Annotated in this window: 21 protein-coding genes and 1 pseudogene; 13 read left to right on the forward strand and 9 right to left on the reverse strand. The window is 62.5% G+C overall.

Annotated features, from left to right (window positions below):
• Window positions 1-73: 73 nt before the first annotated feature.
• Genes F7R20_RS09120 through F7R20_RS09130 form a run of 3 tightly spaced genes read left to right on the forward strand, consistent with a single transcriptional unit; the run spans window position 74 to window position 3,658 of the window.
• On the forward strand, window positions 74-991 hold the full coding sequence (locus F7R20_RS09120) for a putative 2-dehydropantoate 2-reductase (protein WP_003205059.1): 918 nt from the start codon (window positions 74-76) through the stop codon (window positions 989-991).
• A gap of 46 nt (window positions 992-1,037) precedes the next feature.
• Window positions 1,038-3,074, forward strand: a complete 2,037-nt coding sequence (locus F7R20_RS09125) for a sensor histidine kinase (protein ID WP_003205062.1) — start codon at window positions 1,038-1,040, stop codon at window positions 3,072-3,074.
• A 2-nt stretch (window positions 3,075-3,076) separates the two neighbouring features.
• On the forward strand, window positions 3,077-3,658 hold the full coding sequence (locus F7R20_RS09130; protein ID WP_003205064.1) for a cob(I)yrinic acid a,c-diamide adenosyltransferase: 582 nt from the start codon (window positions 3,077-3,079) through the stop codon (window positions 3,656-3,658).
• Between the two features lie 135 nt (window positions 3,659-3,793).
• On the opposite strand, the gene F7R20_RS09135 is transcribed toward F7R20_RS09130, so the two are convergent.
• The 4 genes from F7R20_RS09135 to secA form a co-directional block, all read right to left on the reverse strand.
• Window positions 3,794-4,738, reverse strand: coding sequence for a Nudix family hydrolase (locus F7R20_RS09135; protein WP_003205066.1), 945 nt, complete (start codon window positions 4,736-4,738; stop codon window positions 3,794-3,796).
• Window positions 4,735-5,367 (reverse strand): glutathione S-transferase family protein, encoded by a 633-nt coding sequence (locus tag F7R20_RS09140; protein WP_003205067.1) that lies wholly within the window; start codon window positions 5,365-5,367, stop codon window positions 4,735-4,737. The genes F7R20_RS09135 and F7R20_RS09140 overlap by 4 nt, the downstream gene beginning before the upstream one ends.
• A 163-nt stretch (window positions 5,368-5,530) precedes the next feature.
• Window positions 5,531-6,748, reverse strand: coding sequence for a bifunctional glutamate N-acetyltransferase/amino-acid acetyltransferase ArgJ (gene argJ / locus F7R20_RS09145; RefSeq protein ID WP_003205069.1), 1,218 nt, complete (start codon window positions 6,746-6,748; stop codon window positions 5,531-5,533).
• A 123-nt stretch (window positions 6,749-6,871) separates the two neighbouring features.
• Window positions 6,872-9,607, reverse strand: a complete 2,736-nt coding sequence (secA, locus tag F7R20_RS09150) for a preprotein translocase subunit SecA (RefSeq protein WP_003205071.1) — start codon at window positions 9,605-9,607, stop codon at window positions 6,872-6,874.
• Between the two features lie 307 nt (window positions 9,608-9,914).
• Here secA and F7R20_RS09155 point away from each other — a divergent pair, with 307 nt between their 5' ends.
• On the forward strand, window positions 9,915-10,370 hold the full coding sequence (locus tag F7R20_RS09155; protein WP_003205074.1) for a DUF721 domain-containing protein: 456 nt from the start codon (window positions 9,915-9,917) through the stop codon (window positions 10,368-10,370).
• Between the two features lie 136 nt (window positions 10,371-10,506).
• On the opposite strand, the pseudogene F7R20_RS09160 reads toward F7R20_RS09155, so the two are convergent.
• Together F7R20_RS09160 and F7R20_RS09165 are read right to left on the reverse strand one after the other, a co-directional pair.
• A pseudogene (locus F7R20_RS09160) lies at window positions 10,507-10,662 on the reverse strand (helicase HerA-like domain-containing protein); the annotation flags it as partial.
• A 91-nt stretch (window positions 10,663-10,753) separates the two neighbouring features.
• Window positions 10,754-12,241: a helicase HerA-like domain-containing protein gene (locus F7R20_RS09165; protein ID WP_003205079.1), complete on the reverse strand. Its 1,488-nt coding sequence runs from the start codon at window positions 12,239-12,241 to the stop codon at window positions 10,754-10,756.
• Window positions 12,242-12,560: 319 nt separating this feature from the next.
• On the opposite strand from F7R20_RS09165, the gene F7R20_RS09170 reads away from it, so the two are divergent.
• The 3 genes from F7R20_RS09170 (at window position 12,561) to F7R20_RS09180 (ending at window position 15,588) form a co-directional block, all read left to right on the forward strand.
• Window positions 12,561-13,652, forward strand: coding sequence for a glycosyltransferase family 4 protein (locus tag F7R20_RS09170; protein WP_003205082.1), 1,092 nt, complete (start codon window positions 12,561-12,563; stop codon window positions 13,650-13,652).
• A 179-nt stretch (window positions 13,653-13,831) separates the two neighbouring features.
• Complete coding sequence (locus F7R20_RS09175) at window positions 13,832-14,596, forward strand: DUF2334 domain-containing protein (RefSeq protein WP_032833067.1); 765 nt, start codon at window positions 13,832-13,834, stop codon at window positions 14,594-14,596.
• The gene (locus tag F7R20_RS09180) at window positions 14,593-15,588 is read left to right on the forward strand and encodes a lysylphosphatidylglycerol synthase transmembrane domain-containing protein (RefSeq protein ID WP_003205085.1); all 996 of its coding nucleotides are present in this window, start codon (window positions 14,593-14,595) and stop codon (window positions 15,586-15,588) included. Before F7R20_RS09175 ends, F7R20_RS09180 begins: the two co-directional genes overlap by 4 nt.
• A 4-nt stretch (window positions 15,589-15,592) precedes the next feature.
• Here F7R20_RS09180 and F7R20_RS31615 read toward each other — a convergent pair whose 3' ends face one another.
• A complete protein-coding gene (locus F7R20_RS31615) occupies window positions 15,593-15,766 on the reverse strand; it encodes a hypothetical protein (protein ID WP_003205087.1) in 174 nt (57 codons plus the stop codon).
• A gap of 58 nt (window positions 15,767-15,824) precedes the next feature.
• Complete coding sequence (gene purU, locus F7R20_RS09185) at window positions 15,825-16,673, reverse strand: formyltetrahydrofolate deformylase (RefSeq protein ID WP_003205089.1); 849 nt, start codon at window positions 16,671-16,673, stop codon at window positions 15,825-15,827.
• Between the two features lie 305 nt (window positions 16,674-16,978).
• On the opposite strand from purU, the gene mvaT reads away from it, so the two are divergent.
• Entirely contained in the window at window positions 16,979-17,356 is a 378-nt protein-coding gene (gene mvaT / locus F7R20_RS09190; RefSeq protein WP_003205091.1) for a histone-like nucleoid-structuring protein MvaT, read from the forward strand.
• 84 nt (window positions 17,357-17,440) lie between these two features.
• Here the strand turns inward: mvaT and sbcB are convergent, their stop codons facing one another.
• Entirely contained in the window at window positions 17,441-18,874 is a 1,434-nt protein-coding gene (gene sbcB, locus F7R20_RS09195; protein WP_013694117.1) for an exodeoxyribonuclease I, read from the reverse strand.
• A gap of 331 nt (window positions 18,875-19,205) precedes the next feature.
• On the opposite strand from sbcB, the gene F7R20_RS09200 reads away from it, so the two are divergent.
• Genes F7R20_RS09200 through F7R20_RS09220 form a run of 5 tightly spaced genes read left to right on the forward strand, consistent with a single transcriptional unit; the run spans window position 19,206 to window position 24,594 of the window.
• Entirely contained in the window at window positions 19,206-19,931 is a 726-nt protein-coding gene (locus tag F7R20_RS09200) for an RDD family protein (protein ID WP_003205095.1), read from the forward strand.
• Window positions 19,928-20,902, forward strand: a complete 975-nt coding sequence (locus F7R20_RS09205) for a stage II sporulation protein M (RefSeq protein WP_003205097.1) — start codon at window positions 19,928-19,930, stop codon at window positions 20,900-20,902. Before F7R20_RS09200 ends, F7R20_RS09205 begins: the two co-directional genes overlap by 4 nt.
• Window positions 20,889-22,433, forward strand: coding sequence for a DUF4129 domain-containing protein (locus F7R20_RS09210; protein ID WP_003205098.1), 1,545 nt, complete (start codon window positions 20,889-20,891; stop codon window positions 22,431-22,433). The genes F7R20_RS09205 and F7R20_RS09210 overlap by 14 nt, the downstream gene beginning before the upstream one ends.
• Window positions 22,430-23,593: a DUF4350 domain-containing protein gene (locus F7R20_RS09215; protein WP_003205100.1), complete on the forward strand. Its 1,164-nt coding sequence runs from the start codon at window positions 22,430-22,432 to the stop codon at window positions 23,591-23,593. The genes F7R20_RS09210 and F7R20_RS09215 overlap by 4 nt, the downstream gene beginning before the upstream one ends.
• Window positions 23,590-24,594, forward strand: a complete 1,005-nt coding sequence (locus F7R20_RS09220; protein ID WP_003205102.1) for an AAA family ATPase — start codon at window positions 23,590-23,592, stop codon at window positions 24,592-24,594. Before F7R20_RS09215 ends, F7R20_RS09220 begins: the two co-directional genes overlap by 4 nt.
• The last annotated feature ends 233 nt before the right edge of the window (window positions 24,595-24,827 follow it).

Genomic DNA, 24,827 nt, shown 5'->3' on the forward strand with positions numbered 1-24,827 from the left:
CTCATTATAACGGCTCTTTTCCTGCCGACACGGCGAGCCCTCAGATGCTTGCGCCAATCCGAGTAAAAAACTGATGTCTACCACCTGGCATGTCCTAGGGGCCGGCAGTCTCGGCACATTGTGGGCCACGCGCCTGGCCCGGGCCGGGTTGCCGGTGCGGCTGGTGCTGCGCAACGAAGCCCGCCTGCAGGCCTACCGAAGCGCCGGCGGCCTGACGTTGGTGGAACAGGGACAGGCGCAGAGCTACCCGATACCTGGCGAAACGGCGGACAGCCCGGAACCGATCAGGCGCCTGCTATTGGCCTGCAAAGCCTACGACGCGGAAGCGGCCGTGGCCTCGGTGGCCCATCGCCTGGACGCCGAATCGGAACTGATCCTGTTGCAGAACGGCCTCGGCAGCCAGGACGCGGTGGCCAATTGCGTACCCCAAGCCCGTTGCATCAGCGCCTCCAGCACCGAAGGCGCGTTCCGCGACGGTGACTGGCGCGTGGTGTTCGCCGGCCACGGCTACACCTGGCTGGGCGATCCTGCTCACCCAGTGGCGCCGTTCTGGCTCGACGACCTGGCCGCCGCCGGCATTCCCCACGAATGGAGCGCCGACATCCTCACCCGGCTCTGGCGCAAGCTGGCGCTCAACTGCGCAATCAACCCGCTGACCGTGCTGCACCACTGCAAGAACGGCGGCTTGCAGGAACACCGCTGCGAAGTGGCGACCCTGTGCGCAGAGCTCACCGACCTGCTCGAACGTTGTGGCCAGCCCGCGGCGGCCGAAGATTTGCAACCGGAAGTTGAACGAGTGATCCAGGCCACGGCCGCCAATTACTCCTCGATGTACCAGGATGTCGCCAATCGGCGCCGCACCGAAATCAGCTACTTGCTCGGTTACGCCTGCAAGGTCGCCCAACGCCATGAACTGACCGTGCCGCACCTGGAACAACTGCGGCAGCGACTGATTGCCCACTTGCACAACCTCGGATTGCCCAGCGACTGAGCAGCGGCTACGCTGGCCCTCGTATTCCTTTTTAGCGACGAGTCTGATGCCATTGCGCCAGCGCCTTGAAAACCTCCCGGTCGGCCAGAAACTGCTGGCCGCCCTGTTGGTGTTGTTGACCACTGTCCTGCTGGTGGCCAACCTGACCTTTATCAGCGCCGCCTACTACATTTCCCAGGAAAGCATGGCACCCCAGGCCCTGCAGACCATTGGCCGGCTGGTGGCCAATCCAAGCCTGATCTCCGACGCCCTGCAGTCGCCACAAAGCGCCCAACGCTTGCTCGACGAGCTCAACAGCTACGCACCGCTGAGGGCGGCGGCACTGTACGACGGCCAGGGCGAACGCCTGGCGCAGCTGCAACATGCCGAAAAACTCAAGCTGCCGGACCATTACCGCAATATGCAGGCTTGGCAGGCCGGTGAATTCCGCAGCAACCAGGTCATTACCCTGCCCCGCCCCGGCACGCTGCCCGGTCATCTGTTGCTGGTAGCCAGCAGCGAATTGCCGACCGCGTTCTACACCGGCACCCTGACCGCCAGCCTCGGCATCCTGATTTTCAGCGTGTTGCTGTGGCTGATCATTGCCCAGCAGATCAAGCGCCTGATCACCCAGCCGATTCATCAACTCGAAGAACTGTCACGCCAGGTCACCCGCGAAGAGAACTACGCCCTGCGTGCCGCACGCGGCAACCACGATGAGATCGGCAGCCTGGCCGAGGCGTTCAACACCATGTTGTCGCGGATCGAAGCCCGGGAGCAGCAACTCAAGCGCGCGCGGGACGACTCCCAGGCCGCCTACGACCAGGCCCAGGGTTTGGCGGAAGAAACCCGTCATACCAATCGCAAGCTGGAGCTGGAAGTCCAGGTGCGCAGCAAGATCGAGAAAAAGCTCACCGGTTTCCAGAATTACCTCAACAGCATCATCGACTCGATGCCGTCGGCGCTGATCGCCCTCGACGAGCAACTCTACGTCACCCAATGGAACCAGGAAGCCAGCGCCCTCTCCGGCACACGGCTGGACGAGGCGCTGAACCAGCCGATTTTCCTCGCCTTCGAACCGCTCAAACCCTACCTGCCGCAGCTCAAGCAGACCGTCGAGCAACACACGGTGGCCAAGATCGAACGCGTCACCTGGACCAAGGACGACGAAGCCCGGCACTACGCCCTCACCTTCTACCCACTGATGGGTGGAGCCGGGCGTGGCGTGGTCATCCGGATCGATGACATCACCCAGCGCCTGTCGCTGGAAGAAATGATGGTGCAATCGGAGAAAATGCTCTCGGTCGGCGGCCTCGCGGCGGGCATGGCCCATGAAATCAACAACCCGTTGGGGGCGATCCTGCACAACGTGCAGAACATCCGCCGCCGCCTGTCGCCGGAGCTGCCCAAGAACCTCGAACAGGCCGAGCTGCTGGGTATCCCGTTAGAGGAGGTCAATCGTTATCTCCAGGGTCGGGAGATCCCGCAGTTGCTCGACGGTATCCAGCAAGCCGGCGCCCGGGCGGCAAAAATCGTCACCCACATGCTCAGTTTCAGTCGTCGCAGTACCCGGCAAATGGCGCCTTGCGACCTGCCCGCGCTGATCGACCAGGCAGTGGAAATCGCCGGCAACGACTTCGACCTGGCAATCGGTTTCGACTTCAAGGGCCAGGCGATCACCCGTCAGTTCGATCCGAACCTGGGCCCAGTGCCCGGCACGGCCAACGAGCTGGAACAGGTGCTGCTCAACCTGCTGAAAAACGCCGCCCAGGCGATCCATCAACGTCAGGACGACAGCGAACCGGGGCGCATCATCCTGCGCACGCGGTTGAATCCACCGTGGGCGGAAATCCAGGTCGAGGACAATGGCATCGGCATGAGCGAGAACGTGCGCAAACGTACCTTCGAACCTTTCTTCACCACCAAGGAGATCGGCCAGGGCACGGGCCTCGGGCTGTCGGTCTCGTATTTCATCATCACCAACAACCACAAGGGCCAGATGGAAGTGCAGTCGGCGCCGGGTCAAGGCACCTGCTTCACCTTGCGCCTGCCCCTGGCGGGCACTTCGATGGTGCCGCAGGAAAACAGACAACTGGAGCGCTGAGCATGGTTTTTCGCCTGTCGAAGATTTACACCCGCACCGGCGACAAAGGTGAAACCGGGTTGGGCGATGGTCGCCGCGTGGCAAAGGACCACCCACGGGTCGAGGCCATCGGCGAAGTGGATACACTGAATAGCCAGCTGGGGTTGTTGCTGGCCGGGCTCGCCACTGAAACGACCCGACATCCGGGGCTGAAGGAGGTCAGTGACGTGCTGGCGCCTTGTCAGCACCGTCTGTTCGACCTCGGCGGGGAACTGGCGATGCCGGCTTATCAGGCCTTGAACGTGGCGGAAATCGAGCGACTGGAAGCGGCGATCGATGGGTGGAACGAGGAGTTGGGCCCCCTGGAAAACTTCATCCTGCCCGGTGGCTCGGCGCTGGTGGCTCAGGCCCACGTCTGCCGCAGCCTGGCCCGCAGCGCCGAGCGCCGTTGTCAGCAACTGAACGCGGTGGAACCGCTGGCCGGGCCGGGGCTGGCCTATATCAATCGGTTATCGGATCTGCTGTTCGTGGCCGCGCGGGTCATTGCCCGGCGGCAAGGGGTGGCAGAGGTGCTTTGGGTGGCGGCGGCCAAGCCTGAGGGCTGATCACCTGCATGATCGTTCCCCACGCTCTGCGTGGGAACGCAGCCCGGGACGCTCCGCGTCCCTCCAGAGCCGAACGCGGAGCGTCCGTTGAGGCATTCCCACGCGGAGCGTGGGAACGATCAGTTCACTGCAGCTTCAAGCCTCAGGCCAAAACGCCCGAATCCCCGCCACACCTTGCGCCCCGGCCTCCCAGGCTTTTTGCCGCTCGCCAGGCCCGACCCCACCCAACAGATAAACCGGCCTGTTGAAGCCCTCGATCAAGCGTGCGGCCTCGGCCCACCCCAACGGCTGTGCGTCAGGGTGGGTCTGGGTCGGCTGCACCGGCGAGAGCGTCACGAAGTCCACGTCCATCTGCTGCGCCAGGGACAGTTCCTCGGCGCTATGGCAGGAGGCCGCCAGCCAGCGGTCCTTGCCAAACGGTCGACCGGCCGCTGCATGCTTGCGCAACTGCGCGGCGGTAATGTGCCAGCCGGCGGAAGGAAAATCTCCCAGCCATTCGAACGGCCCCTTGAGCATCAGCTGGGCCTTGCCGGCACACAGCCCCGCCGCATCCACCGCCAGATCGCGGTATTTCGGGTCGTAACCACCGGGGGCACGTAGCTGGACCAACTTGATCCCGCCGGCAATCGCCTTCTGCATGCCGCGCAGCAAGGCCGGCGTCTCAAGGCCGTCAGGCGTGATCAGGTACTGACCCGGCAAACGGGCCGCAGCGACGATCGGCTGATTGGCCGCCGGGAACTCATAGTTCGTCAGGTCGCGGGCCGTCACCCAGGCCAACGGCTGCCCTTCGGCGCCGTGGGGCTCGCCGGTGAACGCCGAGACTTCCCAGACATCCAGCAACACCTGTTTGTCCGGGTAGTCGTGACGCACCTTGATCAACGGCCGGGCGGCATCGACGACAATACCCAGCTCTTCATGAAGTTCGCGGGCCAGGGCGGTTTCGACGGATTCATCGGCCTCGACCTTGCCACCGGGGAACTCCCACAGGCCACCCTGGTGCTGGGTGTCGGCCCGTCGGGCGATCAGGATTTTACCGGCGGCATCGCGAATGACCGCTGCCGCCACATGGACTCGTTTCACCGCGCAGTGTCCTCCAGGCCAGCTTGTTGCCACGCCTTGAACGCCGGCCATTGATAAAGGGTTTCGACGTAGGCCTCATCGACCTCCGACAGTTTCACCTGATAAGTGCGCAAGCGCACGGCAACAGGGGCAAAAAACGCATCGACCAGGCTCACGCGGCCAAACAGGTAGGGACCGGTTTCGGTCGCCGCGGCACGGCATTCGGCCCACAGCGCCAGCACCCGCTCGATTTCCGCCTGGACGTCAGCCGGCATGGGCGACAGCGGTGCATCGTGCAGCAGGTCAAAGGGCATGTTGCTGCGGATGGCGAAGAAACCGCTGTGCATTTGTGCACAGGCCGACCGCGCCTGGGCCCGGGCGGCCACATCCTTTGGCCAGAGGCCGGCATCCGGGAACTGTTCAGCCAGGTATTCGGCAATCGCCAGGGAATCGGCGATCACGCCGAACTCGGTCTTGAGCAACGGGACCTTGGCCGTGGCCGAATACTTGAGCAGCTTCTCGCGGGTGTCGGGTTGGTCGAGCCTGACCAGCTCTTCGGTGTACTTTGCGCCGGTCAGCGCCAGGGCCAACGCGCCGCGCAGGGACCAGGAAGATAGATCTTTGTCGCCGATGATCAGGTGCAGGCTCATGTCTGGATTCCTTTCTTGTGGTTCTGAGGGTGTCTGTTCTGACGCCATCGCGAGCAAGCTCGCTCCCACAGTGGATTTGTGTTGAGACCACTATCGATGCCACTCAACAAATCCCTGTGGGAGCGAGCTTGCTCGCGATTGGAGCAGCTCGGTCCCGGGCCTGTTAAGTCCGGTACTCAGCGTTGATCTTGACGTACTCGTGGGACAGGTCGGTGGTCCAGATCGTTTCGCTGCAATCCCCACGTCCCAGCTCGATACGGATGGTGATTTCTTCCTGCTGCATCACAGCCGCGCCCTGGGCTTCGGTGTAGGTCGCAGCGCGAGCGCCTTGGCTGGCGATGCAGACTTCACCGAGGAACACGTCGATCTTGCTCACGTCCAGCTCAGGCACGCCGGCACGGCCAACGGCAGCGAGGATCCGGCCCCAGTTCGGGTCGGAGGCGAACAGCGCGGTCTTGATCAGCGGCGAGTGGGCCACGGTGTAGCCGACATCCAGGCATTCCTGATGATTGCCACCGCCATTGACCTGCACGGTCACGAACTTGGTCGCGCCTTCGCCGTCACGGACGATGGCCTGGGCCACTTCCATGCACACTTCGAACACCGCCTGCTTCAGGGCCGCGAACAGCGGGCCGCTGGCTTCGGTGATTTCCGGCAGGCTGGCCTTGCCGGTGGCGATCAGCATGCAGCAGTCGTTGGTGGAGGTATCACCGTCGATGGTGATGCGGTTGAACGATTTGTTGGCACCGTCAAGCATCAGGTCTTGCAGCACCTGGCGCGAGACTTTGGCGTCGGTGGCGATGTAGCCGAGCATGGTCGCCATGTTCGGGCGGATCATGCCGGCGCCTTTGCTGATACCGGTGACGGTGATGATCACGCCATCATGCTCGAACTGGCGGCTCGCGCCCTTGGGCAAGGTGTCGGTGGTCATGATGCCGGTGGCGGCTGCTGCCCAGTTGTTTTCCGACAGATCATCGAGAGCGGCTTGCAACGCGCCTTCGATCTTCTCGACCGGCAACGGCTCGCCGATCACGCCGGTGGAATACGGCAGCACCTGGCTGGCATCGACACCGGTCAGTTGCGCCAACTTTGCGCAGGTGCGCTCGGCAGCGGCCAGGCCTGGCGCGCCGGTGCCGGCGTTGGCGTTACCGGTGTTGGTCAGCAGGTAACGCACCGGCCCCTGCACGCGCTGCTTGGCCAGGATGACCGGCGCGGCGCAAAAGGCATTGAGGGTGAACACGCCAGCGACCGTCGAGCCTTCGGCGCAACGCATGACCACGACGTCCTTGCGCCCGGGGCGCTTGATGCCCGCCGAGGCAATACCGAGTTCAAAACCGGCAACCGGGTGCAACGTTGGCAACGGACCAAGACCAACAGCCATGAATGCGCTCCTTAAATGAGATGTATATCGGCACCGTCTCCATCGGGACGGTAGATCAAATGGCAAAACGCCGCGACGGCTGGAAGCCGGTCGCGGCGCGGGTCGTTCAGCGTTGAAACGGGATTATTGGATCTGCCCGTGGCAATGCTTGTATTTCTTGCCCGAACCGCAATAGCACAGTTCGTTACGGCCCAGCTTCTGCTCGTTGCGCACCGGTGCGGTCGCCAAGGCGACATCCACATCGACGCCCTCTTCGGCGACCACTTCCAGACCCGGGGCTTCGGCGTGTTCGAACTGCATGCGCGCAGCCAGGGCTTCGGCTTCCTGACGCAGGCGGGCTTCTTCTTCGGCCGGGTCTTCGCGGCGAACCTGAACGTGGGACAGCACACGGATCGAGTCGCGCTTGATCGAATCGAGCAACTCGGAGAACAGCGTGTAGGACTCGCGTTTGTACTCCTGCTTCGGGTTCTTCTGGGCGTAACCGCGCAAATGGATACCGTGACGCAGGTGGTCCATGGTCGACAGGTGGTCTTTCCACAAGTCGTCCAGTACCCGCAGCACAATCTGCTTCTCGAAGGAACGCAGCGCCTCGGCGCCCGCCTGGTCTTCCTTCTCGTTGTAGGCAGCGATCAGTTCGGCCAGCAGTTTCTCGCGCAGGGTTTCTTCATACAGGTGATCGTCTTCGTCGAGCCATTGCTGGATCGGCAATGCCACGCCGAAGTCGCTCTGCAGGGCGGCTTCCAGGCCGGCGACGTCCCACTGCTCCGGCAGCGACTGCGGCGGGATGTGGGCGCTGACGGTTGCGTTGAGCACGTCCTGGCGGAAATCGGCGATGGTTTCGCCAATGTTGTCGGCGGCCAACAAACTGTTACGCATGTGATAGATCACTTTACGCTGTTCGTTGTTGACGTCATCGAACTCGAGCAATTGCTTGCGGATATCGAAGTTGCGACCTTCGACCTTGCGCTGGGCCTTCTCGATGGCGTTGGTCACCATGCGGTGCTCGATCGCCTCGCCCGGTTGCATGCCCAGGGCCTTCATGAAGTTCTTCACCCGGTCAGAGGCGAAGATGCGCATCAGGCTGTCTTCCAGGGATAGGTAGAAACGGCTGGAACCGGCGTCACCCTGGCGACCGGCACGGCCACGCAGCTGGTTGTCGATACGACGCGACTCGTGACGCTCGGAAGCGATCACCTGCAAACCGCCGGACTCCAGCACCTGCTGGTGACGTTTCTGCCAGTCGGCCTTGATCTGCGCGATCTGCTCTGGGGTCGGGCTTTCCAGGCTGGCGACTTCCACTTCCCAGTTGCCGCCCAAGAGAATGTCGGTACCACGGCCAGCCATGTTGGTGGCGATGGTCAGCGCACCCGGGCGACCGGCCTGGGCGATGATCTCGGCTTCCTTCTCGTGGAACTTGGCGTTGAGGACCTTGTGCTCGATGCCTTCCTTGTTGAGCAGGGCGGACATGTGCTCGGAAGTCTCGATGGTGGCGGTACCCACCAGGATCGGACGGCCCTGGGCCATGCCGTCCTTGATGTCGTTGATGATCGCCGCGTACTTCTCTTCGGCGGTCAGGAACACCAGGTCGTTGTAGTCTTTACGGGCCAGCGGCTTGTTCGGCGGAATCACCACCACTTGCAGGCCGTAGATCTGGTGGAACTCGAACGCTTCGGTATCAGCGGTACCGGTCATGCCGGACAGCTTGTTGTACAGGCGGAAGTAGTTCTGGAAGGTGGTCGAGGCCAGGGTCTGGCTCTCGGCCTGGATATTCAGGCCTTCCTTCGCTTCGATGGCCTGGTGCAGGCCTTCGGACAGGCGACGACCCGGCATGGTACGGCCGGTGTGTTCGTCCACCAGTACGACCTGGCCGTCCTGCACGATGTATTCGACGTTGCGATGGAACAGCTTGTGCGCACGCAGGCCAGCATAAACGTGGGTCAGCAGGCCCAGGTTGTGGGCCGAGTACAGGCTCTCGCCTTCGGCCAGCAAACCAACACGGGTGAGCATTTCCTCGACGAACTGGTGACCCGCTTCGTTGAGCTCGACCTGACGGGTCTTCTCGTCAACGGTGTAGTGCCCAGCCTGGGTCACTTCGCCTTCGACTTCCTCGACGTGCAACTTGAGCTGCGGGATCAGCTTGTTGATCTCGATGTACAGCTTGGAGCTGTCCTCGGCCTGACCGGAAATGATCAGCGGGGTACGGGCTTCGTCGATGAGGATGGAGTCGACTTCGTCGATCACGGCAAAATTGAGTTCACGCTGGAATTTTTCTTCCATGCTGAACGCCATGTTGTCGCGCAGGTAGTCGAACCCGAATTCGTTGTTGGTGCCGTAGGTGATGTCGGCGGCGTAGGCGGCGCGCTTCTCTTCCGGCGGCTGGAACGGCGTGACGACGCCGACAGTCAGGCCGAGGAATTCGTAGAGCGGGCGCATCCAGTTGGCGTCGCGGCGGGCCAGGTAGTCGTTGACCGTCACGACGTGCACGCCCTTGCCGGACAGCGCGTTGAGGTACACACCCAAGGTCGCCACGAGGGTCTTGCCCTCACCGGTACGCATTTCGGCGATCTTGCCTTCGTGCAAGGTCATGCCGCCGATCAACTGAACGTCGAAGTGGCGCATGCCCATGATCCGCTTGCCGGCTTCACGGGCGACCGCAAAGGCTTCAGGCAGGAGCTGGTCGAGGGTTTCCCCCTTGGCGATGCGGTCCTTGAATTCGGCAGTCTTGGCGCGTAACTGATCGTCCGAAAGGGCCACCATTTGCTCTTCGAAGGCATTGACAGTCTGTACCGTCTTGAGCATGCGCTTGACTTCACGCTCGTTCTTGCTTCCAAAAAGTTTCTTTAACAAAGGCGCAAACATATCGGCAGGATCTTCCACACTAAAGGGATGGAGGGCGGCCCCGTGAGTCGCCCGTGCAGCCCTCATGGCCGCATGCGAACGAGCATTCTACCCGGAAACGATGGAGAGGAAAGTGGCGTTATTCCACGATGCTGGCACAGCGCTGTGACGGGGCTTGCATAAAATAAGGGCTTTTGCGCGAACTTCAACCCACCCAGCGCAGAAGTTAATCATTGATTGTGCAGCCAAAAGCCGCTGGGCGAGAGGGTCGAGGCGCATCCGGCGCTTTCTGCTACCATGGCGCCTCTGTCACTTGCGGTATTCATTCATGGCCTTTCGCCCTCTTCCAGCCAAGGCACCCGCCGTTCTGCTGCGCGAAGCCAAGCCGCTGAAAGCCATCTTTGGCCACGCCAAACGCCTGGGCCACTTGCAACGCCTGCTCGACAGCCAGTTGCAACCGGCCGCGCGCGAGCATTGCCACGTGGCCTCCTGGCGCGAAGGCAGCTTGCTGCTGATCGTCACCGACGGCCACTGGGCCACGCGCCTGCGCTACCAGCAAAAACGCCTGCTGCGCCAACTCCAGGCGTTCGAAGAATTCGCCAACCTGACGCGAATCCTGTTCAAGGTGCAACCGCCCACCGTCCAGGTCGGCGCCAAGGGGCACACGCTGGATTTGTCCACCGACGCCGCCGCGACCATTCAGGCCACGGCGGATGGCATCACCGATCCCAACCTGCGGGCGGCGCTGGAGCGGTTGGCGGCGCATGCGCGGCCAAAGGATTGAGACTTTCGGCGCCGGTTGGATAGCTATCGCGAGCAAGCTCGCTCCCACAGGGGATCTGCGGCGGACACCTATTTCGTGTACGACGCCAATCCTTGTGGGAGCGAGCCTGCTCGCGAAGGCGGCGACTCGGTCCTGACTACCGGCGCTTGCTGCCACCGAGCAACGACCCCATCAACCCACGCACCAATTGCCGGCCCAACTGATTGGCCGCCTGGCGCATGGCCGATTTCAATGCCTGGCCGGCCGCGGTGCCGAGAAACTCGCCGGCCTTTTCGGTGAAGCTCGGTTCTCCCACAGGGGATCTGCGGCGGACACCTATTTCGTGTACGACGCCAATCCTTGTGGGAGCGAGCCTGCTCGCGAAGGCGGCGACTCGGCCCTGACTACCGGCGCTTGCTGCCACCGAGCAACGACCCCATCAACCCACGCACCAATTGCCGGCCCAACTGATTGGCCGCCTGGCGCATGGCCGATTTCAATGCCTGGCCGGCCGCGGTGCCGAGAAACTCGCCGGCCTTTTCGGTGAAGCTCGGTTCTTCCGCCGTCGGCTTGCCCGGCGCCTCTTCGGCCTGCGGTTCCAGCCCTTTGCGGCCCATCAGCACTTCATAGGCCGATTCGCGATCTATGGGTTTGTCATAGCGCCCTTGCAACGGCGAACTGGCGATCAACCCGGCGCGCTCGGCTTCGCTCAGCGGCCCGATGCGCGATTGCGGTGGCGCCACCAACACCCGCTGGACCACTTCCGGCGTACCTTTTTCCTGCAAGGTGCCCACCAGGGCTTCACCGATGCCCAGCTCGGTCAGCACCGCCAGGGCATCGAACTGCGGGTTGGGCCGGAAGCCGTCGGCCACCGCCCGCAGGGATTTCTGCTCCTTGGCAGTGAAGGCCCGCAACCCGTGCTGGATGCGCAAGCCCAACTGCGCCAGCACGTCGTCCGGCAAGTCGCCCGGCGACTGGGTCACGAAATACACCCCCACACCCTTGGAACGGATCAGCCGCACCACTTGCTCCAGGCGTTCCTGCAAGGCCTTGGGAGTGCCGGCAAAAAGCAAATGCGCCTCGTCGAAGAACAGCGCCAACAGCGGTTTGTCCGCATCGCCGCGCTCGGGTAACTGCTCGAACAGCTCGGCCAGCAGCCACAACAGGAACGTCGCGTAGACCTTCGGCGCCTCATGGACCAGACGGCTGGCGTCGAGCAAGTGAATGCGACCACGGCCATCACTGGCCGGTTGCAGGATGTCTTCGAGCTGCAACGCCGGCTCGCCGAACAACGCGTCCGCGCCCTGCTGTTCCAGGGTGGACAAACGTCGCAACAACGCCTGGCTGGAGCCGGTGGTCATCAGGGCCGCGTCGTCCCCCAGCAACTCGGGGTTGTCCTTGAGATGGTTGAGCAGCGCCTTCAGGTCCTTGAGGTCCAGTAGCAACAGCCCTTCGCGGTCGGCCACCTTGAACGCGGCGTAGAGCGCCGACTGCTGGCTGTCCGTCAGTTCCAGCAGACTGCCGATCAACAACGGACCCATTTCACTCAAGGTGGTGCGCAGCGGATGACCGGACTGGCCGTGGATATCCCACAAGGTCACCGGATAAGCCTGGGGCTTGTGATTGAGCCAAGGCATGCCGGCGATGCGCTCGGCGATCTTGCCCTGGGGGTTGCCCGCCGCGCCGAGGCCGCACAGGTCACCCTTGATGTCCGCCGCGAACACCGCCACGCCGGCGTCGCTGAACATTTCGGCCAGGCGCTGCAAGGTGACGGTCTTGCCGGTACCGGTGGCACCCGCCACCAGACCATGACGGTTCGCCAGGCGCATGGCCTGGGCGATGGGCTGGCCGCTAAGGTCGGCCCCGATAACGAGTTGCGATGAGTCAGGCATGTGGTCACCCGTGGTGTTTGCGATGTGACGCCATTTTGCACGCTTATATAAAAGCATGCCTGGCGCATTAAGCTCCTGGCGTCAGGAATAATAGCCTGCGAACCCGGACTGGCCCTATCGCGAGCAAGCTCGCTCCCACATGGGATCTGTGCCTCTCCTGTGGGAGCGAGCTTGCTCGCGATGAGGCCCTCTCAAACCCGGCAATACTCCACTGACACCCCAACCCCACAACCTCAACCGAACATCTATTCTTACTAAAGGTCAACACAGGAGAACACTGACCGGAGGGACGTTCATCGTGCATATAGCGGACATAACCATGTTCTACGCCCCCGCCAGCGGAGGCGTGCGCACTTATCTGGATGCCAAGCACCGGCGCCTGGGCGATCGGCCCGGTATTCGCCACAGTCTGTTGATCCCCGGCGCGCATTTGAGCGAGCACGATGGGATCTACAAGGTTCCGGCCCCTGCACTGCCGTTCGGCAAGGGCTATCGCTTCCCCCTTCGCCTGGCCCCCTGGCGCAATGTCCTGCGCGATCTACAGCCCGATCTGATTGAAGTCGGCGATCCCTACCTCACGGCCTGGGCCGCGCTGGATGCCCGTCGCCAGCTCGACGTGCCCGTCATCGGTTTCTATCACTCCGACCTGCCACTGCTGGTCAGCAACCGCATGGGCAACTGGTTCACCCCCAACATCGAAGCTTATGTCAGCAAGTTGTACGGCAATTTCGACCGGGTCCTGGCGCCGAGCCAGGTCATGGCCGACAAACTGACCGGGTTGGGGGTCAAGAACGTCTACGTGCAACCGTTGGGCGTCGACCTGCAAACCTTCAACCCGGCCGCCCGTGACCCGGAGTTGCGCGCAGAGCTGGGCATCGCCGAAGACGCGCGCCTGCTGATTTTCGCTGGTCGCGGCTCCAAGGAAAAAAACCTGCCGGTGCTGCTCAAGTGCATGAAACGCCTGGGCGAGCGCTACCACCTGCTGTTGGTGGGCTCGTCGATGCCCGCCTTGGTGCCGGACAACGTCACGGTGATCGATGAATTCTGCCCGGCGCCGCAAGTCGCCCGGCTCATGGCCAGCGCCGATGCCCTGCTGCACGCCGGTGACCAGGAAACCTTCGGCCTGGTGATCCTCGAAGCCATGGCCAGTGGCATTCCCGTGGTGGCGGTGGCGGCCGGGGCCTTCACCGAAATCGTCGACGAAGACTGCGGCCTGCTGTGCATGCCCAACAACCCACAGGCCATGGCCAACGCCGTGCGCCAACTGTTTTCCGAAGGCTGTCAGCGCCGGGGGGTATTGGCACGCCGGCACGTGGAGCGTCATTACGCCTGGGATACCGTGGTCAACAGCTTGCTGGGGCACTACTACGCCGTGCTCGGCGAGCAGATGCCACTGCTGGCCAATGGTTGAGGCGAGGTCCGTGTCGATGAATCAATCGTCCAGTGTCCTGTTTCGCAAATACGTTTCTTTCTTGGCGAGTGGCTGTTGTCGTCAGGCAAGGCGCCGCGACGAGTCATAGCCCGCTATGGCGAGGAGCGGCAACGCAGCATGACGACAACAGACACCGTCAAAAAGGAACAGTATTTGTGATACAGGACACTAGCGTCCTCCTGGTGCTACACGACGTGGCACCGCAAACCTGGCCCGACTACCAGCCCTTCGTCGAAGCCGTTGATGCCCTCGGCCAGGTACCGATGACCTGGTTGGTGGTGCCGGACTTTCATCGCCACAATGCCTTGGAGGCTCATCCTGGCTTTCGGCGCCTGCTCGACAGCCGGGTCGAGCGCGGCGACGAACTGGTGTTGCATGGCTACTACCATTGCGACGACGGTCCTGTTGCCCGTCACCCCAAGGACTGGTTCATGCGCCGGGTCTATACCCACGAAGGTGAGTTCTACAACCTGTCCGAGGCCGCCGCCCTCGCCCGCCTGCGCGCCGGGATCGACACCTTTGAACGCTACCACTGGCCGCTGGAGGGTTTCGTCGCCCCCGCCTGGTTGATGAGCGAAGGCACGCGCCAGGCCTTGCGCCAGTTGCCGCTAAGCTACACCAGTGACACCCAACACCTTTATCGCCTGCCCGACTTCACTGCCATCGACGCGCCGGGGCTGGTCTGGAGTGCCCGCAGCGCCTGGCGCCGTGGCCTGTCGAAAGTCATCAGCGACCAACGCGAACAGCGCTGGCGCCAGGCCCCGGTGATTCGCCTGGGCCTGCACCCAGTGGACATGCGCCATACCTTTTCCCGGGACTATTGGCTGCGCACCCTCGAACGCCTGCTCAACGACGGTCGTGTACCCATGACCAAAGTCGGCTGGCTGGCGACCCAGGGGCTGCGGGTCAGCAGCGCCGCATGAAACGGCTGATCTGGCTGGGCGCCGCCCTGCTCACGGCGCTACTGGTGCCGCTGCTGGTCGGCGGCGGGGAAATGTGGTCACGGGTGCAGCGCTTTCCGTTGTCGCTACTGCTGGCCATGCTCGGCATGATCGTGCTGTGCTGGGGCTTGAACTCCGTGCGCTTGCGCCTGCTGCTGGGGGAACACCGTGGGCGCATCGGCGGGCTGAAAAGCATCGGCGTGGTGATGTCCACCGAGTTCGCCATGTGCGCGACGCCCGGTGGCAGTGGCGGCCCACTGACGCTGATGGCCCTGCTGGCGCGCAACGGCGTGCGCCCGGCCCATGGCAGCGCGGTGTTTGCCATGGATCAATTGAGCGACTTGCTGTTCTTCCTCTGCGCCTTGGTCGGCATTCTGTTTTACGCGCTGTTCCAGAACCTCAGCCAGCGCATGGAATGGATGTTGGCGTTAAGTGCGATTTCATTGTTTGGCGGGCTGTTTGGCTGCGTGTTGGTGGCCCGCTATCACCGCAGATTGATTCTGCTGGGCGCTCGACTGCTTCGCCACCTGCGCGTAAAAGCCGTTACCCGTCGACGCTGGGCGCGCAAGATCCTGAGCTTCCTGGCGGCGTTCACCGACACCTTGAAACTGCCAAAACAGACACTGTTCCAGGTCTTCGGCCTGACCTGCCTGCATTGGGCGCTGCGCTACAGCGTGTTGTACCTGGCGTTGAAGGGGCTGGGAGCGGATCTGCAGTGGGCCTGGAGTTTCCTGATCCAGATGCTGTCCTTGAGTGCGGGACAGTTCAGCCTGCTGCCGGGCGGTGCCGGGGCGGCCGAATTGACTTCGGCGGCGCTGCTGGCCCCCATGGTGGGCAAATCCACCGCAGCGGCGGCGATTCTGATCTGGCGGGCGGTGACCTATTACTTTTATCTGGTGGCCGGCGGGCCGGTGTTCTTCCTGATGGTCGGGCGACCGTTGCTCAAGAAACTGGTCAGGCTCAGACAGGCCTGACGCATCACGGCTTCTGTTCGGGCTCGTCCTGGGGATGCAGTTGCTCCCACAATTGCGCGGCATCGGGAAACTCAGTGCCGTCCTCCGGGCCCAACGCATCTGGGTCATAGCGGCTGAGGCAGCCCTCGCCCAGGGTCGCCGGCGCCTTGGAGGTGGCTTTGTCCAATGGATCGGTCATGGCGAACCTCATGAAAAAAGGGCCTGGCGATCGCTCCTCCAGGCCCTTTGCAGTGTAGTCAGAACACCACGGTCTTGTTGCCGTGCACCAGCACCCGGTCTTCCAGGTGATAACGCAGGCCCCGGGCCAACACCATCTTCTCTACGTCACGGCCGAAACGCACCATGTCTTCGATGCTGTCGCTGTGGCTGACGCGCACCACGTCCTGCTCGATGATCGGGCCGGCATCCAGCTCTTCGGTCACGTAGTGACAGGTGGCGCCAATCAGCTTCACACCGCGCATCGACGCCTGGTGGTACGGCTTGGCACCGACGAACGATGGCAGGAAGCTGTGGTGGATGTTGATGACCTTATGGGCGTATTCGCGGCACAACGCCGGCGGCAGGATCTGCATGTAGCGGGCCAGCACCACCACCTCGGCATCATGCTGCTTGACCAGCCGCGAGACTTCGGCGAACGCCGGCTGCTTGTCCTGCGGGTTGACCGGCACATGGTAGTAAGGGATGCCGTGCCATTCCACCATGCTGCGCAAGTCGTCATGGTTGGAAATCACACAGGCGATGTCGCAATCGAGCTCATCGCTGTGCCAGCGGTGCAGCAGGTCAGCCAGGCAATGAGACTCGCGGCTGGCCATCAGCACCACGCGTTTTTTCTGCGCGGTGTCGGTGATACGCCAGTCCATCGAGAACTCTTCGGCAATGGGAGCGAATGCTTCACGAAAGGCTTCGATACCAAAGGGCAGCGAGTCGGCACGAATCTCGTGACGCATGAAAAACCAACCGCTTTGATTGTCCGAGTGATGGCTCGCTTCGGTGATCCAGCCGTTATGGGACGCCAGAAAGTTACTGACTTTAGCAACGATGCCGACGCGGTCCGGACAAGCAATCACCAGACGAAAAGTGCGCATTAGGGAAACTCCAGAACTTCGCAAAGGCGGCCATTCTAGCCATTGCGCGGCAAAACTGCAGTATCGATGACGCGCCGAATCATGGGCGACAGCCCAGGTCACAGCCTGCGAGGGTCGGGAAGGCGGATTATATGTGTGAACAGATGTGAAGACTCTGCCGCAGTATTTAACTGCAACAGGCGTTTTTGTGGCACAGCACTAATTAATTAAATAAAACACCGGTTAAATGTTTACTTGATGAAACTGTCTGATTACTATTGCCACACTGTCTCCTTGTCACCCGCGTCCTACATAAGGTAGTCCACATGTCCTTGATCAATGAATACCGTGCCACAGAAGAAGCCATCAAAGAACTGCAAGCTCGCCTGAAAAACCTGTCCCAAGACGACAAACTGCAAACCGAGCTTGAATTCGAAGGCAAACTGCGCACGCTGATGGGCGAATACTCCAAGTCGCTGCGCGACATCATTGCCCTGCTGGATCCAGAAGCCAAGTCGAGCAAAGCCCCACGCGGCGCCGTCAAAACTACCGGCACCAAACGCGCTCGCAAAGTTAAGCAATACAAGAACCCGCACAACGGCGAAGTCATCGAAACCAAAGGTGGCAACCACAAGACTCTGAAAGAGTGGAAAGCCAAGTGGGGCGGTGACGTGGTTGAAGGCTGGGCAACCCTGCTGGGTTAAGCCTCACCGGTTCGCACCGTTCTTAGCGAACAAAAAACGCCAGCGATTGCTGGCGTTTTTTTTGCCTGTCATCTTTTCACTTCATCACGGCTCAAGGCTTAAACGTTTGCGCAATTGCTGACTGTAACCCTGCCACTCCCTGAGTACTTCTTGCTGTACTGGTGTAGACAGGGCCATCCACTCCCTCATCGCCGCATCAAAACTTTCCAAGGTATTAGGCGCTCCCCATTCCGGGGATGACAGCCGTTGTTGACAGAAAAGTCTCCAACGCCCGTGCTCTTCGGGATTCAACGTGTCTGGAAAGTTGCGCGCGCGATATCGGAACAATAGTTCCGGCAAACGCTCATCATCAAAAGGCCAGCGTTCTTGGGTCAATTGCAGCGGATCCGCCATACGGACTTGTTCACATAAACGTCGATCGCGATCCCCCAGGAAGCCCGCGTATAACTGTTGCTCGGGATCCTCGCTGGCGGTGAAATCCTCCCGACCATAAATAGCCTGAAGTTTATCCTGCCAAACTTTCTGTGCGTCAGTTAGCCGCAATGCCCGTTGCTGATAGCCCTCCATGTCCAGTTCCAGTCGCTGCTGGTCCTCGGCACGCAGCACCGACAACGGCGCGATCACCGGGCATTTGTTGATATGGATAAGCTTGAGCGGCACCGGCAACTCACCTTCGAGCAGTTCTTCACGGCGGGTATACAAACGCTGGCGCAGGCTTTCGGCATCGTGGTCCAGCAGGCCCTGGGGGTCCAGGTGCAGGTCGCAGACGATCAGGGCGTTGCGGTTCTTCGGGTGCCAGGCCAGCGGCAAGACCACGCCGATGTAGTTGCGCGCCGCCGAGAAGCGACCGGAAATATGCACCATCGGCTGCAACAGGCGGATCTGGTCCATTACCTTCTGTTTGCTGCGCAACTGGAACAGCCAGTCGTAGAGCCGGGGTTGCTGCTGACGGATCAGCCGAGCCAGGGCAATGGTCGCGCGCACGTCCGACAACGCATCGTGGGCCTGGCCATGGTCGATGCCATTGGCGGCGGTCAGGCGCTCGAGCTTGAGGGTCACGCGACCGTCCTCTTGCGGCCAGACAATGCCTTGCGGGCGCAACGCATAGGCCGCGCGCACAAGGTCGATCAAATCCCAGCGACTATTGCCGCCCTGCCATTCCCGCGCGTACGGGTCGAAGAAATTTCGATAGAGGCTGTAGCGGGTCATTTCATCGTCGAAGCGCAGGGTGTTGTAGCCGGCGCCACAGGTACCGGGCGCGGCCAGTTGCCCGTGGACACGGGTCATGAAATCGGCTTCGCTCAAGCCTTTTTCGGCCAGGCATGTCGGGGTGATACCGGTAATCGCACAGGCCGCCGGATGAGGCAGGATGTCATCGCTGGGCCGGCAATACAGGTTCACCGGTTCGTCGATTTCATTGAGCTCGAAATCGGTACGGATACCCGCCACCTGCAAGGGTCGGTCGCAACGCGGGTTGATGCCGGTGGTTTCGTAGTCGTACCAGAAAATGGAAGTCACGGGCTGTTCCTGAACTGAAGACTGGCGAAGTCTAGGCGCTCGAACCCGCCTGCGACCAGCAGTCCTGTAACTTTTGAAGACTAATGCGCCGCTCCACCACCCACCCCATGTGGGAGCGAGCTCGCTCGCGATAGCGGTGGTTCAGCTTGCATCAATGTTGAATAGACTGATGTCATCGCGAGCAAGCTCGCTCCCACAGTTGATCTGCGGTACCCACGAATCTTGTTGCAAACCATGAAATGACCTGCACAGTTCTATCGTTTGCCCGCACGAAGACTGCTAGCATCTGGGCCGAGATTGAACATTCGGTCTGGCCCATCACAGGTTGCCCATGCTCGAGACACCAGCACTGCAAAGGAACGCGACGCTGCCCGCGCCCCTGGACACGCGCTATCAGGTTGAAACGCCCGAAGGCATCGACCTGCCGCTGCGCCCGGCGGGATTGATGTCGCGAGCCATCGCCTTCGCCATCGACCTGGGCATACGCGGGCTGGTCCTGGGGCTTTTCTTCCTGGTCCTGGCGTTTTTCGGCGAACTGGGGATCGGCCTGGGCTCCATCCTGCTGTTTGTCGTCAGTTGGTGGTACATGGTGCTGTTCGAGGTGCTCAACCAGGGGCGCTCTCCCGGCAAGCAGATCATGGGGCTGCGCGTGGTGCAGGACGATGGCCGGCCCATCGGCTGGTCGGCGTCGTTGATCCGCAACCTGCTGCGTTTCGTCGACATGCTGCCCTTCGGCTACACCTTCGGGGCCATCAGTTGCCTGCAACATCCGGCGTTCAAGCGCCTGGGCGACCTCGCGGCCGGCACGCTGGTGGTGTATCGCGAACAACCGGTCAAACGCCCCGCCTTGCCAATGGCAGCGCCGATACGAACACCTTTCACCCTCAGCCTGCATGAGCAACGCGCCGTGCTGGGCTTCGCCGAACGCCAGGCAGAACTTTCCCAAGCGCGGGTCAACGAACTGGCTGCCATCCTGGCCGCGCCACTGAACGTCCAGGTACCAAATGCCGCGGCCGAACTCAATGGCGTCGCCCGCGGCCTGCTGGGGCCAACATGAAGCAAAGCCTGTTCGAAAGCCGTCACCAAGGGGAATGGGAGCACCTGACCCGGCAACTGGACCAACTGGAGCGCAGCCGCAGCGCGCCCCAGAGCAGCGACTTCCCCGCTACCTACCGACGGCTTTGCCATCACCTGGCACTGGCCCAGGCCCGAGGCTACAGCAGCTTACTGGTCGATACGCTGCAACAACTGGCGCTGCGCGGTCACCAGCAACTCTACCGGGACCGCAGCCGACCCTCGGCCAGCCTCTCGGCGTTTATCCTCGCCGGCTTTCCCCGACTGGTGCGTGAACAATGGCGATTCGTGCTGGCCGCCAGCCTGATGTTCCTGGGCAGCCTGGTGGGCATCGGGCTGCTGGTCTATCTGTTCCCGGAGCTGGTCTACAGCGTGCTCGGCGCCGACGAAATCAGCCAGATCCGCAGCATGTATGACCCGGCGTCCGGGCATCTGGGGCGCTCGGTCGAGCGGGCCGCCAGCGAGGACTGGGTCATGTTCGGTTACTACATCATGCACAACATCGGCATTGCCTTTCAGACCTTTGCCAGTGGCTTGATGTTTGGGCTGGGGAGCGCGTTTTTCCTGTTTTTCAATGGCCTGACCATTGGCGCGGTGGCCGGGCACCTGACCCAGATCGGCTCCGGGGGGACGTTCTGGTCGTTCGTGATCGGCCACGGCGCCTTCGAACTCACCGCCATCGCCCTGGCCGGGGCCGCAGGCCTGCAACTGGGCTGGGCGTTGATCGCGCCGGGGCGCCTGACCCGGGGCGAGGCCTTGCGGCTCGCGGCGGGCAAAAGCGTGCTGATGATCGGCGGTGTGATGCTGTTTTTGCTCATGGCCGCGTTCATCGAGGCCTACTGGTCTTCCAGCGCCGTGACACCGGCCACCAAATACACGGTGGGCGCCTTGTTGTGGCTGTTGGTGATCAGCTATCTGTCGCTTGCCGGACGGGTCCGCCATGCGCCTGAGTGACGCCACCGTCGTCATCCGCCCACGCACCACCTGGGAAGCCATGGACCTTGGGGTGTTGATGAGCCAGCAGCATCGACGCCTGCTGATGACCAGTTGGGCGATCATCACGCTGCCGGTGTACCTGTTGCTGACCCTGCTGCTGTGGGACTCACCGTCACTGGTGGTGATGCTGTTCTGGTGGTTGAAGCCGGCCTTCGACCGGCTGCCACTGTACATTCTGTCCAAGGCACTGTTTGGCGAAACCCCCACCTTGCGGCAGGCGTTGCGCCAGTGGCCTGCGCTGCTCAAGCCGCAGTTGCTGGCCAGCCTGACCTGGCGCCGGCTGAGCCTGAGCCGCAGCTTCGTGATGCCGGTTGTGCAACTCGAGGGCCTCGCCGGTGAGGCGCGAGCGCAGCGCTTGCGGATATTGCAACAACGCAACCGCGGCGCGGCGCAATGGTTGACCATCATCGGCATGCACCTGGAAACCGCCTTGTGGTTCGGCCTGACGGCCCTGTTCTATCTGTTCGTGCCGCAACAAGTCGAACTGCAATGGGATTGGGAAACGCTGGTGTCAGCGGCCGAGCACGACTGGTTGTGGTTCGAACACCTGGTCAACTTCCTCTATCCACTGCTACTGATCCTGTGGGAGCCGGTGTATGTCGCCTGCGGCTTCAGCCTCTACCTGAACCGGCGCACGATCCTCGAGGCGTGGGACATCGAACTGGTATTCCGGCGCCTGCGCCAGCGCCTGAGCGGCGTGGCCCCAGTGCTGATGCTGCTGGTGTTCATGCTGCTGCCGCTGGCGCCCCCGACGTTTGCCGCCGAAGACAGCGACGCCCCCGACAGCCCGCGGCTACTCAACCAGCCCCTCACCAGCGAGGCCTCCCGGGACGGTATCAAGGCAATCCTCGACGCCCCGCCGTTCAAGAACCCCGAGACCGTCATCCGTTATCGTTTCGGCGAAGAAACGGCCGAATCCCCCGAGACCGAGACCGAGGCGAAATCGAACTGGCTCAAGACCCTGTTCAAATGGCTCGGCAGCCAACGTTTCGACATCGCCGCCGCACTGATCCAGGTGGTGCTGTGGGCCTGCCTGGTGGCGGCGATCGTCTGGCTGGCCTGGCGCTACCGTGAAAGACTCAAGGCCCTGGTCAATCGCCGACCGACGCAGCGCCTGCCGGTGGAACGCGCCGTACCTGCGCGCATGTTTGGCCTGGATATTCGCGAAGAGAGCCTGCCCGCCGACGTGGCCGCCAGCGTCGAACAACTGTGGGCCACGCAACCCCGTGAAGCCCTGGGCCTGCTGTACCGGGCGTTGCTCAGCCGATTGCATCATGACTTCAAGATCCCCTTGAAACCGGCCGACACCGAAGGCCAGGTGCTGGAACGTGTCGAACAGCTCAAGCAGGGCAACCTGCTGAGCTTCAGCAAAAACCTGACCCTGCATTGGCAGAACATTGCCTATGGGCATCGTCCACCGCCGCCACACCTGCAACAGGAACTGTGTGACGGCTGGCGCGAGCTGTTCGGTCCGGGAGCGTCTCGATGAGCCGGCACGCAGGGTGGCTGATCGGCGCCGTGCTGGCCGCGCTGGTGTGCGCATTCGGCCTCTACCTCTACACCAAGGCCGAGCCCTATGAAGAGGTCGTCGAGCACGGCCCCTCCCCTGAAGCCCAGGCCAATCCTTACCTGGCCGCCGAACTTTTCCTGCGCCAGCGGGGTATCAACGTCGAGCACGCCAACAGCCTGGACGTGCTGCCCACCCTGGAACCTCGCCAACACAGCCTGCTGTTGCTGGGCGAGCGAACCCACATGACGCCACGGGAAGTCGAACAATTGATGAACTGGACCCGGGCCGGCGGGCGCTTGCTCTTCGTTGCCGAAGCCTTGTGGGACGACAGTACCGGCAGCAGCGGCGATCTGCTGCTCGACCGCGTACGCCTGCGGCAACTTTTGAGCAAGGACCTCAAGGAGCCGGCCCCTGAATTGATCAAGGACCGTTACCCGGAACTGACCAAACTCTACCTGGAAGACGAAGAGGCGCCGGCGTATATCGGCTTCGACACCGACTTCCACCTCGAAGACCCGCATAACCTGGCCCAGGCCTGGGCCAACAGCGCGCTGTCGACCCACATGATGCAGTTGAACCTCGGTCTGGGCTCGATCACCGTGATCACCGACGCCGAGCTGTGGAAGAACGACTCCATCGAGCAGTACGACAATGCCTGGCTGCTCTGGTACTTGAGCGCCGACACGGACGTCACGCTGTTGTTCAACAGCGACCACGACAACTTGCTGACCCTGCTGCTGCGTTATTTCCCTCAGGCACTGGTGGCACTGCTGGCCTTGATTGCCCTGTGGTTCTGGCGTTCAGCGGTGCGCCATGGCCCACTGCAGCAACCGGCCTCCAAGGCGCGGCGTCAGTTGGAAGAGCATGTGCAGGCCAGCGCCGGTTTCCACCTGCGGCACAACGGCCAGGAGTACCTGTTGCATGCCTTGCAACAAGACGTGCTGCGCCGGGCCCGTCATCTTCACCCAGGCTTCGAACAACTGGCCGTCGCCGAACAATGGCAGGTACTCGCCCGCCTGACCCGACAACCGACGCGAGCCATCAGCCAGGCCTTGAGCCCCCGGCCGAAACAGCGCCTCTCCCGCGCTGACTTCTGCCGCCAGGTCGCCCATTTGCAAACCCTCAGGAATGCCTTATGACTGAACAGAACGAACCTGTCGACGGCCAGGCCCACGCCGCCCAACAGCGCCAGCGCGCCAGTCAGTTGGCCCAAGCCATCCGCACGGAACTGCGTAAAGCGGTGGTCGGCCAGAGCGCGGTGATCGACGATGTGCTCACGGCACTGATCGCCGGCGGGCACGTGCTGCTCGAGGGTGTTCCCGGGCTGGGCAAGACTTTGCTGGTGCGAGCCCTGGCTCGCTGTTTCAACGGCGAGTTCGCGCGTATCCAGTTCACCCCCGACCTGATGCCCAGCGACGTCACCGGGCACGCGGTGTACGACTTGCAGACCGAGCAGTTCAAGCTGCGCAAGGGCCCGGTGTTCACCAACCTGCTGCTGGCCGACGAGATCAACCGCGCACCGGCCAAGACCCAGGCCGCGCTGCTCGAAGCCATGCAGGAACGCCAGGTCACCCTCGAAGGCCGTGCCCTGCCCATCAGCCAGCCGTTCATGGTCCTCGCCACCCAGAACCCCATCGAACAGGAAGGCACCTACCCGCTGCCGGAAGCCGAGCTCGACCGCTTCATGCTCAAGGTGCGCATGGACTACCCGGACGCCGACCAGGAGCTGGACATGGTGCGCCAGGTCAGCCGCTCGACCCGCGCCGACATGCTCGACGTGCAGCCGCTGCGCATAGTGTTGCAGGCCAAGGACGTGCAAGCGCTGCAACGCATTGCCAGTGACCTGCCGATGGACGACCAGGTACTCGACTACGCCGTGCGCCTGGCCCGTACTACCCGCAGCTGGCCGGGCTTGACCCTCGGCGCCGGCCCGCGCGCCTCGATTGCGCTGGTACGTTGCGCCCGGGCCCGGGCGTTGTTGCGCGGGGGCGAGTTCGTGGTGCCGGATGACATCAAGGGCTGCGCCCTGGCCGTGCTGCGCCATCGCGTACGCCTGGCGCCGGAACTGGACATCGAAGGGCTGTCGGTAGACCAGGTGCTGGGGCAACTGCTCGATCAAGTGCCGGCGCCGCGGTTGTGAGTAACACCAACATGGCGAGGGGATTTATGTGGGAGCAAGGCTTGCCCGCGATGAAAGCGACGCGGTCTCGCAGAAATCGAGGCGCCTGTTTCGCGAGCAAGCTTTGCTCCCACAAGCACCATCCCGCTTGTCTGTGGGAGCAAGGCTTGCCCGCGATGGAAGCGACGCGGTCTCGCAGAAATCGAGATGCCCGTTTCGCGAGCAAGCTTTGCTCCCACCAGCACCATCCCGCT

The sequence above is a fragment of the Pseudomonas brassicacearum subsp. brassicacearum genome, from assembly GCF_008801605.1.
GTDB lineage: Bacteria > Pseudomonadota > Gammaproteobacteria > Pseudomonadales > Pseudomonadaceae > Aquipseudomonas > Aquipseudomonas brassicacearum.

What these genes read in the sequence shown, in the direction of transcription:
- F7R20_RS09120 (WP_003205059.1), top strand. Translation starts at nt 74, where the DNA reads ATGTCTACCACCTGGCATGTCCTAGGGGCCGGCAGTCTCGGCACATTG.
- F7R20_RS09125 (WP_003205062.1), top strand. Translation starts at nt 1,038, where the DNA reads ATGCCATTGCGCCAGCGCCTTGAAAACCTCCCGGTCGGCCAGAAACTG.
- F7R20_RS09130 (WP_003205064.1), top strand. Translation starts at nt 3,077, where the DNA reads ATGGTTTTTCGCCTGTCGAAGATTTACACCCGCACCGGCGACAAAGGT.
- F7R20_RS09140 (WP_003205067.1), bottom strand. Translation starts at nt 5,367, where the DNA reads ATGAGCCTGCACCTGATCATCGGCGACAAAGATCTATCTTCCTGGTCC.
- argJ (WP_003205069.1), bottom strand. Translation starts at nt 6,748, where the DNA reads ATGGCTGTTGGTCTTGGTCCGTTGCCAACGTTGCACCCGGTTGCCGGT.
- secA (WP_003205071.1), bottom strand. Translation starts at nt 9,607, where the DNA reads ATGTTTGCGCCTTTGTTAAAGAAACTTTTTGGAAGCAAGAACGAGCGT.
- F7R20_RS09155 (WP_003205074.1), top strand. Translation starts at nt 9,915, where the DNA reads ATGGCCTTTCGCCCTCTTCCAGCCAAGGCACCCGCCGTTCTGCTGCGC.
- F7R20_RS09165 (WP_003205079.1), bottom strand. Translation starts at nt 12,241, where the DNA reads ATGCCTGACTCATCGCAACTCGTTATCGGGGCCGACCTTAGCGGCCAG.
- F7R20_RS09170 (WP_003205082.1), top strand. Translation starts at nt 12,561, where the DNA reads ATGTTCTACGCCCCCGCCAGCGGAGGCGTGCGCACTTATCTGGATGCC.
- F7R20_RS09180 (WP_003205085.1), top strand. Translation starts at nt 14,593, where the DNA reads ATGAAACGGCTGATCTGGCTGGGCGCCGCCCTGCTCACGGCGCTACTG.
- F7R20_RS31615 (WP_003205087.1), bottom strand. Translation starts at nt 15,766, where the DNA reads ATGACCGATCCATTGGACAAAGCCACCTCCAAGGCGCCGGCGACCCTG.
- purU (WP_003205089.1), bottom strand. Translation starts at nt 16,673, where the DNA reads ATGCGCACTTTTCGTCTGGTGATTGCTTGTCCGGACCGCGTCGGCATC.
- mvaT (WP_003205091.1), top strand. Translation starts at nt 16,979, where the DNA reads ATGTCCTTGATCAATGAATACCGTGCCACAGAAGAAGCCATCAAAGAA.
- F7R20_RS09200 (WP_003205095.1), top strand. Translation starts at nt 19,206, where the DNA reads ATGCTCGAGACACCAGCACTGCAAAGGAACGCGACGCTGCCCGCGCCC.
- F7R20_RS09205 (WP_003205097.1), top strand. Translation starts at nt 19,928, where the DNA reads ATGAAGCAAAGCCTGTTCGAAAGCCGTCACCAAGGGGAATGGGAGCAC.
- F7R20_RS09210 (WP_003205098.1), top strand. Translation starts at nt 20,889, where the DNA reads ATGCGCCTGAGTGACGCCACCGTCGTCATCCGCCCACGCACCACCTGG.
- F7R20_RS09215 (WP_003205100.1), top strand. Translation starts at nt 22,430, where the DNA reads ATGAGCCGGCACGCAGGGTGGCTGATCGGCGCCGTGCTGGCCGCGCTG.
- F7R20_RS09220 (WP_003205102.1), top strand. Translation starts at nt 23,590, where the DNA reads ATGACTGAACAGAACGAACCTGTCGACGGCCAGGCCCACGCCGCCCAA.